Source organism: Stappia indica (assembly GCF_020177335.1).
GTDB lineage: Bacteria > Pseudomonadota > Alphaproteobacteria > Rhizobiales > Stappiaceae > Stappia > Stappia indica_B.
Genome location: NZ_JAIVMG010000008.1, coordinates 112,636 through 125,709, shown reverse-complemented (window position 1 = coordinate 125,709; position 13,074 = coordinate 112,636). Strand labels below are relative to the sequence as shown.

General features: G+C 66.0%; 10 protein-coding genes. 5 read left to right on the top strand and 5 right to left on the bottom strand.

Going from position 1 to position 13,074, the window contains the following annotated elements; all coding sequences use genetic code 11:
• Positions 1–25: 25 nt before the first annotated feature.
• A complete protein-coding gene (gene pcaF, locus LC062_RS12375; RefSeq protein ID WP_224911341.1) occupies positions 26–1,231 on the bottom strand; it encodes a 3-oxoadipyl-CoA thiolase in 1,206 nt (401 codons plus the stop codon).
• A 319-nt stretch (positions 1,232–1,550) separates the two neighbouring features.
• On the opposite strand from pcaF, the gene LC062_RS12370 reads away from it, so the two are divergent.
• Genes LC062_RS12370 through LC062_RS12350 form a run of 5 tightly spaced genes read left to right on the top strand, consistent with a single transcriptional unit; the run spans position 1,551 to position 7,466 of the window.
• Complete coding sequence (locus LC062_RS12370; protein ID WP_224911340.1) at positions 1,551–1,808, top strand: acyl carrier protein; 258 nt, start codon at positions 1,551–1,553, stop codon at positions 1,806–1,808.
• On the top strand, positions 1,808–2,989 hold the full coding sequence (locus LC062_RS12365; protein WP_224911339.1) for an acyl-CoA dehydrogenase family protein: 1,182 nt from the start codon (positions 1,808–1,810) through the stop codon (positions 2,987–2,989). The genes LC062_RS12370 and LC062_RS12365 overlap by 1 nt, the downstream gene beginning before the upstream one ends.
• A gap of 11 nt (positions 2,990–3,000) precedes the next feature.
• Positions 3,001–3,909 (top strand): amino acid--[acyl-carrier-protein] ligase, encoded by a 909-nt coding sequence (locus LC062_RS12360; RefSeq protein ID WP_224911338.1) that lies wholly within the window; start codon positions 3,001–3,003, stop codon positions 3,907–3,909.
• A gap of 14 nt (positions 3,910–3,923) precedes the next feature.
• Positions 3,924–4,925: a DUF1839 family protein gene (locus LC062_RS12355; protein WP_224911337.1), complete on the top strand. Its 1,002-nt coding sequence runs from the start codon at positions 3,924–3,926 to the stop codon at positions 4,923–4,925.
• Between the two features lie 48 nt (positions 4,926–4,973).
• Positions 4,974–7,466 carry a glycosyl hydrolase 2 galactose-binding domain-containing protein gene (locus LC062_RS12350; protein ID WP_404829716.1) on the top strand — a complete coding sequence of 831 codons (2,493 nt, stop codon included), beginning with the start codon at positions 4,974–4,976 and terminating at the stop codon, positions 7,464–7,466.
• On the opposite strand, the gene LC062_RS12345 is transcribed toward LC062_RS12350, so the two are convergent.
• Genes LC062_RS12345 through LC062_RS12330 form a run of 4 tightly spaced genes read right to left on the bottom strand, consistent with a single transcriptional unit; the run spans position 7,451 to position 12,951 of the window.
• Positions 7,451–9,265 carry an alpha/beta fold hydrolase gene (locus LC062_RS12345; protein ID WP_224911335.1) on the bottom strand — a complete coding sequence of 605 codons (1,815 nt, stop codon included), beginning with the start codon at positions 9,263–9,265 and terminating at the stop codon, positions 7,451–7,453. The genes LC062_RS12350 and LC062_RS12345 overlap by 16 nt on opposite strands.
• The gene (locus LC062_RS12340; RefSeq protein ID WP_224911334.1) at positions 9,262–10,314 is read right to left on the bottom strand and encodes a glycoside hydrolase family 5 protein; all 1,053 of its coding nucleotides are present in this window, start codon (positions 10,312–10,314) and stop codon (positions 9,262–9,264) included. Before LC062_RS12340 ends, LC062_RS12345 begins: the two co-directional genes overlap by 4 nt.
• 46 nt (positions 10,315–10,360) lie before the next feature.
• Positions 10,361–11,746: a lipopolysaccharide biosynthesis protein gene (locus tag LC062_RS12335; protein ID WP_224911333.1), complete on the bottom strand. Its 1,386-nt coding sequence runs from the start codon at positions 11,744–11,746 to the stop codon at positions 10,361–10,363.
• On the bottom strand, positions 11,743–12,951 hold the full coding sequence (locus LC062_RS12330; protein ID WP_224911454.1) for a glycosyltransferase: 1,209 nt from the start codon (positions 12,949–12,951) through the stop codon (positions 11,743–11,745). Before LC062_RS12330 ends, LC062_RS12335 begins: the two co-directional genes overlap by 4 nt.
• Positions 12,952–13,074: the final 123 nt, after the last annotated feature.

Below are 13,074 nucleotides of genomic sequence, written 5' to 3'. Positions count from 1 at the left end.
TGCAGACGATCAAGGAAAGCGGTGTTCAGGCTCGCTCAATGGCACAGGCAATACCCTGACCAACGCCGATGCACATGGTCGACAGGCCGTAGCGGCCGCCGGTCTCGGCCAGTTGCAGCGCCGCCGTCCCGACGATCCGCGCGCCCGACATGCCGAGCGGATGGCCCAGCGCAATGGCCCCGCCATTGGGATTGACGTTGGCGGCATCGTCGGCAAGACCGAGGTCGCGCATCACCGCCAACCCTTGCGCGGCAAAAGCCTCGTTCAGCTCGATCACATCCATGTCGCTCACCGCCAGCCCAAGGCGGGCCAGCAGCTTGCGCGTTGCCGGAACCGGACCGATGCCCATCACGCGCGGCGGCACACCGGCGGCGGCCCCACCCAGAACCCGGGCAATCGGCGTCAGCCCATAAGCCTTCACCGCCTCTTCCGAGGCAATCAGCAGCGCGGCCGCGCCATCATTGACGCCGGAGGCGTTGCCCGCCGTCACCGATCCTTCGGAGCGGAACGGGGTTGGCAGCTTGGCGAGTTTCTCCGCCGTGGTTCCCGCACGCGGGTGTTCATCACGCTCGACAATAACCGGATCGCCCTTGCGCTGGGGGATGGTCACTGGCGTGATTTCCCGGGCGAGGCGACCGTTTTCCTGGGCGGCGACGGCCTTTGCCTGCGAGCGGGCGGCGAAGGCGTCCTGATCGGCCCGGCCGATGTTGAAGTCTTCGGCGACATTTTCCGCTGTCTCCGGCATGGAATCGATGCCGTATTGCGCCTTCATCACCGGATTGACAAAGCGCCAGCCGATGGTCGTGTCAAAAATCTCCGCCTTGCGGGAAAAGGCGCTGTCCGCCTTGGGCATGACGAAGGGCGCGCGGCTCATGCTTTCCACACCGCCGGCGATCATCAGATCCGCCTCACCGCAGCGAATGGCGCGGGCGGCCATGATCACCGCATCCATGCCGGAGCCGCACAGCCGATTGACGGTGGTGCCCGGCACCTCCTGCGGCAGCCCGGCCAACAAGGCGGCCATGCGGGCCACGTTGCGGTTGTCCTCGCCCGCCTGGTTGGCGCAGCCGTAGATCACATCATCCAGCCGCGCCCAGTCGACGGAGGCATTGCGTTCCATCAAGGCACGAATGGGAACGGCGCCGAGATCGTCGGCGCGAACCGGGCTGAGCGCCCCGCCAAACCGTCCGATCGGTGTGCGAATGTAATCGACAATATAGGCGTTGCGCATTCTCATGCCCCTCCCGCGGGCCCAATCCTGACAAAATCAGGAGGTCTTTTCCGACACGTCGTTCAGCGCGTCAACCACGCCGCGTCGCAGCATGAAATAATAAGCCGACCGGACGGTCAATTAAATTCGAACCCACGGCGCTGGCCTGCCGTTCTTCGCCGCTGCGGGCAGAGAGTTCCGGTTAACCTTATCCGTAGCTTTGCCACGAGCGCCGGTTGCGTTTTAGGGATTTTAAACGCCGAGGCCGCACCATCACCGGCACAAAGCGGTCCCTCGGACTGCCCGTTTTTTTTGATCAGGAATAACAGGAGAGCAGGTCATGGCGACTGCCGACACCATTCGAACGATTCTGGCGCAACACGGCAAGCTCCCCGTCGACGCGGCCACCCTTGGCGAAGACAGCGACCTTTATGCCGCCGGCCTGTCCTCCTTCGCCTCGGTCCAGCTGATGCTGGCGATCGAGGAAGAGTTCGACATCGAGTTCCCGGAAAACCTCCTCAACCGCAAGACATTTTCCACCATTGCGACCATCGTCGAAGTGGTGACGGAACTGTCGAAAGACCAGCAGGCCGCGTGATGACCATCCAGGGCGCGGTCGCACCGCTGGCGTTGATGGACCGGGCGAAGCGTGTCGCCGCCATTGCCGCCGAACATGCCGATCAGGTCGATGCCGAGGGGCGGTTCCCCGCCGAAGCGGTTGCCGCCATGCGGAGTGAGCGGCTCCTGGGGATCCAGATCCCGACCGCCCAGGGCGGTGAAGGGGTTTCGGTGCTGGAGATCGCCGAGATCTGCACCACCCTCGGCAAGGGCTGCTCGGCGGCGGCCATGGTGTTCGCCATGCATCAGATCAAGGTGTCCAGCCTTGTCTCCCATGGCAGCGGCGCCGGCTGGCATGAGGCGTTCATGTCGCGCGTGGCCGGGGAGCAACTGCTGCTCGGCTCCGCCACCACGGAAGGCGGTATCGGCGGCAACCTGCGCAACTCGATCTGCGCGATCGAGGTCGACGGCGACACCTGCCGCCTGGAAAAGGACGCCACCGTCATTTCCTATGGCGATCAGGCGGATGCGATCCTGATCACCTCCCGCGCTCATGCGGATGCCGCGCCGAGCGACCAGGTGATGACCGTGTTCCTGAAGGACCAGTACACGCTGGACAAGACCCAGACCTGGGATGCGCTGGGCATGCGCGGCACCTGCTCCGACGGCTATGTCTTCAAGGGAGAGGCGCCGGCGCAGCAGATCCTGCCCCGCCCCTTTGCCGAGATCGCCGCCCAGTCGATGCTCGCCCATGCGCATATTCTGTGGAGTGCCGTCTGGTACGGCATCGCCGCCGATGCCTTCGCCCGGGCCCAGGCCTTCGTACGCGCCGCAGCGCGCCGCAGCCCCGAGGCAATGCCGCCCGGCGCCTTGCGCGTTGCCGAGGCCTCATCCCTCCTGCAGGGGGTCAAGGCCAGCATCATTGCCGCCCTCACGCAATACGCGACAGCCAAGGGCGACGAGGACAAGCTGTCCGCCATGAGCTTTGCGGTGGCGATGAACAACCTCAAGATCGCCAGTTCGCAGAACATCCTGACGATCATCAACCATTGCATGCTGATCTGCGGCATCCTGGGCTACAAGAACGGCACGCCCTACAGTCTGGGACGGCATCTGCGCGATGCCCATTCCGCCCAGTTGATGATCTCCAACGACCGCATTCTCGGCAATACGTCGACCATGCTGCTGATCCACAAGCAAGACACCAGCCTTTTGGCGTGAAGGGTACCGACATGGACATGCAGACCAACTTGCTCGACCGGCTGTTCGACGCCGGCCTGCTGATCGACACCGGCGTCGACGGCCTTTATGGCCGCAGCGGTGCCTTCGAAGACGTGATCGCCCGGTTCGAAGCCCTGATCGCCCGCCATGCACCCGAGGCGACGGCCGAGGTGATCCGCTTTCCGCCGGGCATGAACCGGGCCCATTTCGAAGGCTCGGGCTACATGAAGAGCTTCCCGCAGCTCGCCGGTACGGTGCACAGCTTCTGCGGCTGCGAGCTCGACCATGTCAACCTGCTGCAGTGCATGGCGGAAGGCGACGACTGGACCGGCAAGCAGGAAGCCACCGACGTGGTGCTGACCCCGGCGGCCTGCTATCCGCTCTATCCGACCATCGCCAAGCGCGGCCCGCTGCCCGAGGGCGGCGGTCTTTTCGACCTGCAGTCCTATTGCTTCCGTCACGAGCCCTCCAAGGACCCGGCGCGGATGCAGCTGTTCCGCATGCGCGAGTTCGTGCGCATCGGCACGCCGGATGACGTCATGGCCTTCCGCAGCGACTGGATGGAGCGCGGCAGCAAGCTGATCGCCGCTGTCGGTCTCGATGTGGAGCTGGACACGGCCAACGACCCATTCTTCGGCCGCGCCGGCAAGATGCTCGGCAACAACCAGCGCGACCAGAAACTGAAGTTCGAGCTGCTGATCCCGGTGACCTCGGCCACCGCCAAGACCGCCTGCCTCAGCTTCAACTACCATCAGGATCACTTCGGCCAGACCTGGGGCCTAAAGACTGCCAACGGGGAGACCGCCCACACGGCCTGTGTCGGCTTCGGCCTGGAGCGGATCGCCCTTGCCCTCTTCGCCCGCCACGGGCTCGACACCGCCGACTGGCCCGAGCCGGTGCGCAAGGCGCTGTGGGGATAACGGACACGCTCGCGATGATCACCCGCCTTGCCGCCCTTCGCCCCGATGGCTACCAGCCGCACGCCCTGCATGCGGCCACACGCATCTGGCCGGAAACCAACTGCTACGTCGATCTGTGGATCGAGGTGCTGCACGCGCTCGGGCTGACGCCCGAGGCGATGCTCGGCTTCACCCTGACGCAGGATTTCGAAGGGGACCAGTTCACCTTCTTCAAGGTGCCGCTGGAGGATCTGGAAACCCTTTACGGCATCCGGGCGCAGGAACTGGCAATCTACGACCGGACCGAAAGCCATGTGGCGGAGCAGATCGCACGTGGCCGGCTGTGCCTGGTCGAGGTCGACAGCTATTTCCTGCCCGACACCCATGGGGTCAGCTATCGCAGCGAGCACGGCAAGACGACGGTGGCGATCACCGCGCTCGATCCCGCCGACCGCCGGATGACCTATTTCCACAATGGCGGGCTGTTCTCGCTTGAGGGGGACGATTTCGACGGGGTGTTCCAGCGCGGCGCCTTTGCTCAGCCCTTGCCCTTTCTGCCCTACACCGAATTCGCCAAGCTGCCGGCGGAGACAGCTCCGGCTGCGGACCTGCGCCCGCTCGCCGTGCGGCTGCTCGCAGGGCACTTTCGGCGCCGGCCGGACGCCAACCCGTTCACCGCCTATGCGGAGCGCTTTGCCGCCGACATCGAGGCGTTGGCGGACCGTCCCTTCGACGACTTCCACAAATACGCCTTCAACACCTTGCGACAGGCGGGGGCGAATTTCGAGCTGGCGGGCGAGCATCTGGCCTGGCTTTTCCCGGACGGGCAGCTTGCCGGTGAAGCGGAGGCGGCACGCGGCATTGCCGAGAGCTGCAAGAGCCTCCAGTTCCTGCTGGCGCGGGCGCTTGCGCGCAAGCGCTTTACCGGCCTGACGGAAGCGCTGCAGCCGCCGGCGGCTGCCTGGGACCGGCTGATGCAGGGGCTGGAAGAAAAACTGCCCCCCCTTTCCACCGACGCAGCCGGACGCGCCGCCTGACCCACGGCACGTGATGACGACAAAGACCCTGAAGGCAGGCCCCGCATGATGGATGGACTCTCCCTGGAAACGACGGCGGACACCCTGCTTGTCGCCACTTGGTCGATGACCCTTGCGCCCGCCGGCGCCTGGTCCGGACCGGAGGAGCTTGATCCATCGGCCGACTGGGCCCCCGCGCCGGTGCCCGGCACAGCCGCCGAGGCGCTGACCGCTGCCGGTCGCTTCGATCCGAAGGCACCGGAACCCCTGCATGACAAGGATGTCTGGTACCGGGCCACGATCCAGCCGATCCGCCCCGGTGGGCACCGTTTGCGGTTCGAGGGGCTCGCCACCATCTGCGAAGCCTGGGTCGACGGCACGCCCGTGCTGATTTCCAACTCCATGTATGCGCCGCGCGACATCGCCCTCGACCTTCAGGCCCCGGCCGAGTTGGTGCTGTGCTTCCGCGCACTGGCGCCGCATCTGGAAAAGCGCGGCCCGCGCGCGCGCTGGCGCACCCGGCTGGCGACCAGCCAGGGCCTGCGCCTGCTGCGCACCACCTTGTTCGGTCACATGCCCGGCTGGTGCCCCGAAATCCACGCGGTCGGTCCGTGGCGGCCGATCCGCCTGATGGCAGACGATGGGCCGCTTGTCCGCGATCTCACCATCGCCAGCCGGCTCGGCGAGGATGGAACCGGCCGGCTGGAAGTTGCCCTGACGCTGCCGCCGATGGACGAGGCGCCGCTGCTCGCCTGTGCCGGCTGGGAAACGCCGCTCGATGAGGAAGACACTCCGGGGCGCTACCGGGGCGAGATGCTGCTGCCGGCCATCGAGCCCTGGTGGCCACACACCCACGGCACGCCGTATCTGCATGACATCGCCTTGCGGATGGGCGACACCGTGGTTCCGCTCGGCCGTACCGGCTTCCGCCGTATCGAGGTCGATCACGGCGCGGATGGGGAGGGCTTTGCGCTCAAGGTCAACGGCGTTCCGGTGTTCTGCCGCGGCGCCGCCTGGACCACCGCCGATATTCTGCGCCTGCCCTCCGGTCACGACGACTATCGCCCCTGGCTGGAACGCGCCGTTGCCGGCAACATGAACATGCTGCGGATCGGCGGCACCATGGCCCCGGAAGGTCCGGCGTTTTTCGAGCTGTGCGACGCACTGGGCCTGATGGTCTGGCAGGATCTTCCCTTCGCCAATTTCGACTACCCGGCGGGCGATGACAGTTTCCGCGAGGTGGTGACCCGGGAAACGGAAAGCCTGCTTGGCGCGGTCTCCGCCTCCCCTTCGTTGGTCGTGGTGTGCGGCGGCAGCGAAATGTACCAGCAAGGGGCGATGCTCGGCCTGCCCGAGAGCCGCTGGCGCGGACCGCTGACCGAGGAAATCCTGCCCGCCGCTGTCACCGCTGTCCGGCCTGACGTCATCTATGTTCCCAATTCGCCGAGCGGCGGCGCGATGCCGTTTTCTCCCAATGCCGGCATCGCTCATTACTACGGCGTTGGCGCCTATCGCCGGCCCCTGGAGGATGCGCGCCGGGCCAACGTGCGGTTCACCACCGAATGCCTGGCCTTCGCCAATGTGCCGGAGGCGGCAACCGTCACCGCCCACCTTCCCGGCGGCCCGGGCCATGACCCGGACTGGAAACGCAGCGTGCCGCGTGACCGCTCCGTCGGCTGGGACTTCGAGGACATTCGCGACCATTACGTCAAGCAGCTCTACAACATCGAGCCGCTCGACCTGCGCTATGGCGACCCAGCGGCCTATCTCGACCATGGCCGGGCGGCCATCGCCGAGGTGATGGAAGCGACCGTCGCGGAATGGCGCCGACACGGCTCCTCCTGCCACGGCGCGCTTGTCTGGACGCTGCAGGATCTCGTTCCCGGTGCCGGCTGGGGTGTGATCGACGCCACCGGCCTGCCGAAATCGGCCTGGTATGGCCTGCGCCGCGCCTTCCGCCCGGTGGCGGTGATGCTTACCGACGAGGGCACCAACGGTCTCGATATTCACCTTGTCAACGACGGCGCGGAAACGCGATCCTTGCGGGTGGAACTCACCTGCCTTGGCGAGGGGACGCTGCCGGTGGCGAGCGGCGCACTGGACGTCGATCTGGAGGGGCGCGGCACCCGGCGCCTCGCGGCAACCGACCTGCTGGGCGCGTTTTTCGACGTGACCCATGCCTTCCGTTTCGGCCCGCCGTCTCATGACTGCGTGCATGTCCGCCTTGTCGACCGGCAGAGCAGCAAGACCGCCGACGAAGCCTTCCACTTCCCGCTTGGCCGCGCCACCCTGCGCCGGGACGCGGCGATCACGGCACGGGTGGAGCAGGCGGAAGACGGCGGCTTCATGCTGGTGCTGTCGACCGACCGGTTGGCCCCGTCGGTGTCGATCGAGGATGCAAACTACCTGCCCGAAGACAACTGGTTCCATCTGGCTCCGGGGGCGGAAAAACGCATCGCCCTCACCCCCCGGCAAGGCGCGGAGGAGAGCCCCGACAAGCCGGCCCCGCGCGGCACGGTCACGCCCCTTGGCGGAAAACCCGGCCCCTACGCGGCGGGCTGATCCGCTGCATCCCGATCCTGCGCACCGGCTGGCCGGCGATCATCGCCGGCCGTCTCCAACGCGGCTGCCGCAACGATCCGCTCCAGCAGGACGGCTCGTGCCGCCCTAGGCGTGAGATTGTGGTCGGCATCGGCAATCAGGACCATTTCGATATTCGGATACGCGCCAAGGCGGCGACTGTCCTTGCCGAAGAAGGTGCGCAGTTGTTCGAGACCGGAATCGCCCTCGCTGTAGACGAGTTCGACCCGGACGGGCCGGTCGCGTAAGACCGACAGATTGCGGTGCACCCGGCGATAGAGGCGGGAAAAGGGCAGCAGGCCGAAGAGATAGGGCGCGAACCGCCGTTCCCCCCGCCGATACAGCGTTCGCGTCAGATAAAGCGCCAGCGCTGGTACCTCGGCCCGCCGGCGCCACAGCGCTCGCCAGCCGTCCCGGCTGAAAAGCTTGCGGCCATACCCGGACGGGGCCGCATGGCCATAGCGCAGCACCTCGGCCACGTCATCGCGCGGATCCCAGAGAAACCGTTGCAGGTTGACCGCGATCACATGGGCGATCCGCTCATCGGCCACCGCGCCATTGAGAGCCAGATAGGCGCCGCCGCAACCGCCGACCACGACAGCGCCGGATCCGTAGCGGTCGCACAGAAGATCGAGAGCGGCGGAGAGGTCCGCACGCTGGTTTGCATGGTAATGCATGATCGCCGGCCCTTGCGGGTGCGGCCGGCTGTCCCCAAAATCCGCACCGTCGAAGCGCAAGGAGGCGATCCCCCGCCCGGCCAGCGCCCGCGCCATCTCGGCCGTGCCGCGCGCCCAGCCCGCTCGCGGCGTCGCGCCGGCATTGAGAAGCAGCACAGGCCGGCCATGCTGCCCAGCGCTCGGTTCGCACCAGACCCCCACCAGCCCGGCATTCGGCCCGAAAACGCAAGGCGTCTCGTGGAAGGTTTCGGTCTCCAGCCGGCTCTTGGTTGCTCCCGCCGCCTCTCCGACCGGCTTGCCGTGACGAGAGGGTGGCAAAACCTCGCCAAACCAGGCGAGAACCCGCTGGAAGTCCTGAAACGGGGGCATCGAACCGGTCGGATCGATCATCAGATCGTCGTATCCGGCGAAGATCGCGGCCGTACCGCTGGGGGAACCCGCCAATCGGTCGGCCAGCTTCGCCTCCGCCGCCTTACCCGCCCGCGCCAGGATCAGCCGGGGCATGTCCTCACGCAAGTCGAGCCCGGAGAGATCGAGCGCGCGGATTTCGTCCGCCAGCGCCTGCGCCATGCCCAGACCGGCAATCGACAACGCTTCCCCCGGGCCGGTTTCCGGTGGCACGCCGGTGACCTGACCAATCATCAGCGCCTGTGCCTGCACCTCGCGCAGGAAGCTCTTGCCCTTGACCAGCGGTGCCAGCAGCACCAGCCCGGCAACCTCTTGCGGGTGCGCCTCGGCGCGGCGTACGGCCAGCGCCGCCCCCAGCCCGAGGCCGATCAGCGCCACCGCGCGGATCCCCTCCCGCCCGGCCATGACCGCGCAGGCCCGGTCGAGCGCCCGGTCCAGGTGGGCAAGGGCGGTCACGTCCCCAGGATCGGCAAGCGCATCGCCCATGCCCGGCCAGTCGAACCGCAGTACAGGATAGCCGGCCCCAGCGAGCTGGTCGGCGAGAATCCGCCAGCTCCGTCGCGCACAAAGCCCCTCGTAGCCCCAACCGTCGCAGATCACGACGCCGATGTCGCCATCGGCCTCATGAAGCAGCCCAGGGCAATCCTCGATGACAAGCGGCGTCAATCGCCCAAGCCGCGCCCCTTTCCCTGTCATCGCTCCCCCTCCCCGTTGCGCCGCACAAGAGCGGCGCAGGCTTTCTCCCCGGCGCTGCGCCGCTCGATCAACCCTTCGATCGCCACCATTTGCGGACGGTCGGCGCCATCTTCGCCCGGCTGGATCGACAGCGGATAGTCGCCCCACCAGTCGCCGGCGGCCCAATAGGCCCAGCCCGCCCAGACATCCGGGCGGCTGTTGACCAGAGACGCCATCCTGATCAAGCCCTTGTAGCACTCAACGCTGGCATCACCGCCGAACTCTCCCAGAAACGCGGCATTGCCGGTATCCTCCAGCCAGCCTGTCAGGCGCTCCAGCGCCACGACCGCGTCCTCCGCCCGTTCGCAACCGGCATTCGTTCCGGAAAAATCCGCATCGAGATACTGATGCACATCAAAGACGAAGCGCCCTTGCGGGTCGACCACCTTGCGTAGCACCTCGGCATTCGAGCCGCCGTCCTGCGGGTCGAACCAGTGGGACGCCCCTGTCCAGATCGTCCCTGGTACCATCACCAGATTGTCCGCCCCGCTGTCTCGGATCGCCGCCAGCGCGGCATTGACCGCCGGCAGCCAATCGGCCGCCGTGATGTTCGCCGGCTCGTTCATCAGCAGGAAGACAACATCCTCCCGGCCCGCATAGCGGGCGGCGAGCCGGGCCCAGAAGTCGGCGAAGGCGGAGACCGGAGCGCCGTCCGAGCCGATCATCTCCTCCCGGTATTTCGCGTAGTTATGCGGGTCGAGAATGACGGTCAGCCCCAGATGGCTTGCCTCGGACACCGCTCTGTCCAGCCGCTGAAACTCCTCTTCCTCAAGCGGCGCGTTCAGCTCGGGCTGAAGCCGCTCCCACCGGAACGGCAAGCGCGCCACGTTCATTCCCTTGCGGCGCAGATAGTCGAAGGTGGCGCGGGAGGGGTAGATGTAGCTGTGCGCGTATTGCCCGGACAGCTCGCCGAATTCTCCCCCGGCGACATTGGCACCGCGCAGGCACTCCGCCGAAACGGGCAAGACGGAAAGCGCCAGCGACAGCCCACCGGCCAAACCCGCCCGCATGGCCACCGCAGCTTTTCGAACAGCCGACGAGAGAGCCGCGCGGGTGTCAGACCGGCGCATCGCCGTCCCTCGCGGAGATGGGCACCGCCGCGCTCGCGGCTTCGGCATCCCGCCGACGCAGACCCAGGATCGCCGTCGCCATGTTGTCCACCTGCCAGCGCCGCATGACCCAGCGGCGGCTGAACAGATGCACGGCGAGAAGCTGCGCCCATCCGGCAATGGCGATACCCGTCAGTCCCAGCCATTTGCCAAGGCCGAACAGCAACAGCACATAAAAGCCGAACACCACGCAGCGCAGGATCAAGAGATAGCGCTCCCCGCCGCCGATCATGATCACCCAGGTACCTGGCCCGAAGAAGGCATGGGTAATCGCCGACAGGCAGAGGATGAGCAAGACGCCGGAATGCTCGACAAAGGCCGGGTCGAACAGATGCAGCACGAACGGTCCGGTGAAATACAGGAACACGCCACCGATCAGCGCCAAGGCGAAGCTTCCGGCGGAGAGCATCGCCACCACCTTCTGCGCGCCGACCTTGTCATCCTCCTGAAAGCGCGCCGAAATCAATGGCACGCCCACGGTATCGATGGCCAGCACCGGCAGGGTCAGGAGCATGGAGATACGATAGGCGACGAAATAGAAGGCCGCCGCTTCCAGGCCGATTGCCACGCCGATCAGGATGGTTTCGAAATACGCCGCAGCGGAGTTGAAGAAGCCGTTGGCGGTGAAATTCGCACTCTCCTGCCGCCAGATGCGCAACGTCTTCCGGTCCGCCGCCACCTGCGGTTCGCGCAGGAACCACAGCCCCTCCTGCTGGGCGAAGCGCACCGCCTGATAGCCGGTGACGATGAACAAGAGGCCTGTCACCAGCTCCGTTGCCGCCGCCCCGCTCGACAGCAGCCCCGCGAAGGCCACCGCCGGAAGACAGATGGCGGAGGCGATCCGCCACAGGTTTTCGCGTGGAACCAGCGCAAGAACGATTTGCCCATGGATGCGGAAGTAGTTCTGGAAATACTCGCTGATGGTGAAGATCGCGCCGAACAGGAGCGCCACCGGCAGTTCGCGGTAGGGGCTTGGCAGGTCCCAGGGGGACAGAAACAGAAGAAGTGCGGCCAGCAACTGCCCGCCACACCCGATTGCCAGCCAGAAGGCATTGACCCGCAGCAGGGCCTGATTGGTCTTGCCGCGCTGATGATCCTTCAGGCGGAAGTGCTTGACCAGCAGAATATGCTGGCCAAACGTACAGATCAGACCCAGCGAGGTGCCCACCGAAAACAGGAAGATATAAAGGCCGTATTCGCTGGTCTGGAGCGAATGGCTGGCGGCAAACAGCACCGCGAAACTGAGGACCGTGCTGCCGAAGCGGCTGCACAGCGACCAGAAGAGACGCCGGGCATCGGTCCGCAGCACCAACACGCGCAGGCGTTCGATCATATCGCCTCCTCCAGAGTACCCTTCGGCTGTCCCTTGCGCGCCAGCGTCTCCGACAAGGCATCCTCCAGCGCCCGGCTCACCACCGGTTCCAGATAGTCCCCCGCCGATTTCAGAGCCCCTTGCGACAACCGTTCATAAAGCTCTGGCGCGTTTGCCATCCGTTCGATGCAGGACTTCAGCGCCTCGGCATCGCCCACCGCCGCATGGAAGCCATTCTTCCCAGGCGCGATGTTCTCCGCGACACCGCCGATGCTGGAGGAAATCACCGGCACCGCATGGGAAAAGGCCTCGATCGTCGCCCGGCCGAAAGCCTCGCGACCGATGGTCGGATAGACCAGCACATCGACCTCGGGAAAGAACTCCTCCGCGCTCGTCCAACCGAGAAACCGGGTTTTCTCCGGCGGGAACACCGCCCGCGTCTGCTCGGCGAAGGCGTCCCGTCCGGTGCCTCCGATCACGAATTCCACCTTGTCGTTGCCCGCGAGGGCCCGCGCGGCCTCCGCCAGGACGGCAAATCCCTTGAAACGGGTCTGCACACCGAAGAAACCGACGCGAAACGGCCGATCCTCAGGGAACTTGCGCGGCTTGACCGCATGTATCGCGTCGATCACTGCCGGGACGCGGTAGCTGGCGGCGTTGGGGAAATATCCCTCATCCAGATGACGTTGCACGATATCGCGCGATTCGCCGATCACCGCATCGACCAGCCGGGAAAACTGGCGCCGCCCGAACGAGGTCAGGTAGCAGGAGGTGCATTGGCCGGCGCAGTTGCGCCCCTGCTTCTGCATGATGCCGTTCCAGCACATCATGAAGGCACTGAAAACCGTATGGGCGACCGGCACCCCGGCGGCCCGCGCCGCGCCCCAGGAGGCGACGTTGATGTTCTCGATGCTGACCGTCAGCATGACGTCGGGTTTGAAATCGGCGATCTCGCGGCGCATGGCCAGATAGGCGCGCGGATTGCCATTTTCCAGCGCATGCCAGACCATCTTTCGCCAGGCCGGCTGCGGCGTGTAGTAGTTCCAGTAGATGTTGGGGCTCTTGATCCGGTGGACCGGAACCCCTTCATAGACCTCATGCCGGTCCTCATCGCCGACATTCACCACCCGCACGTCATGACCACTCGCGACCAGCATCTTCGCCAACAGAAGCGAAGAGATCGGGCCGCCACCATCCGCAAAAGGCGGGAATGCGGCGCAGGGCATGAGGATGCGCATCGAGACCGGACTTTCCATTCTTATTGCAGGCACGGCTACAACCCATAGCCGCGAGACCTTAAGCCGAGGTATCTGCGGCACGTGCAAGCGCTCTTGCGGAGCGATTTGCCG

Excerpts from the sequence above, each read along its gene's own strand:
- pcaF (WP_224911341.1), bottom strand. The coding sequence starts at position 1,231 with ATGCGCAACGCCTATATTGTCGATTACATTCGCACACCGATCGGACGG.
- LC062_RS12370 (WP_224911340.1), top strand. The coding sequence starts at position 1,551 with ATGGCGACTGCCGACACCATTCGAACGATTCTGGCGCAACACGGCAAG.
- LC062_RS12365 (WP_224911339.1), top strand. The coding sequence starts at position 1,808 with ATGACCATCCAGGGCGCGGTCGCACCGCTGGCGTTGATGGACCGGGCG.
- LC062_RS12360 (WP_224911338.1), top strand. The coding sequence starts at position 3,001 with ATGGACATGCAGACCAACTTGCTCGACCGGCTGTTCGACGCCGGCCTG.
- LC062_RS12355 (WP_224911337.1), top strand. The coding sequence starts at position 3,924 with ATGATCACCCGCCTTGCCGCCCTTCGCCCCGATGGCTACCAGCCGCAC.
- LC062_RS12350 (WP_404829716.1), top strand. The coding sequence starts at position 4,974 with ATGGATGGACTCTCCCTGGAAACGACGGCGGACACCCTGCTTGTCGCC.
- LC062_RS12345 (WP_224911335.1), bottom strand. The coding sequence starts at position 9,265 with ATGACAGGGAAAGGGGCGCGGCTTGGGCGATTGACGCCGCTTGTCATC.
- LC062_RS12340 (WP_224911334.1), bottom strand. The coding sequence starts at position 10,314 with ATGCGGGCGGGTTTGGCCGGTGGGCTGTCGCTGGCGCTTTCCGTCTTG.
- LC062_RS12335 (WP_224911333.1), bottom strand. The coding sequence starts at position 11,746 with ATGATCGAACGCCTGCGCGTGTTGGTGCTGCGGACCGATGCCCGGCGT.
- LC062_RS12330 (WP_224911454.1), bottom strand. The coding sequence starts at position 12,951 with ATGCCCTGCGCCGCATTCCCGCCTTTTGCGGATGGTGGCGGCCCGATC.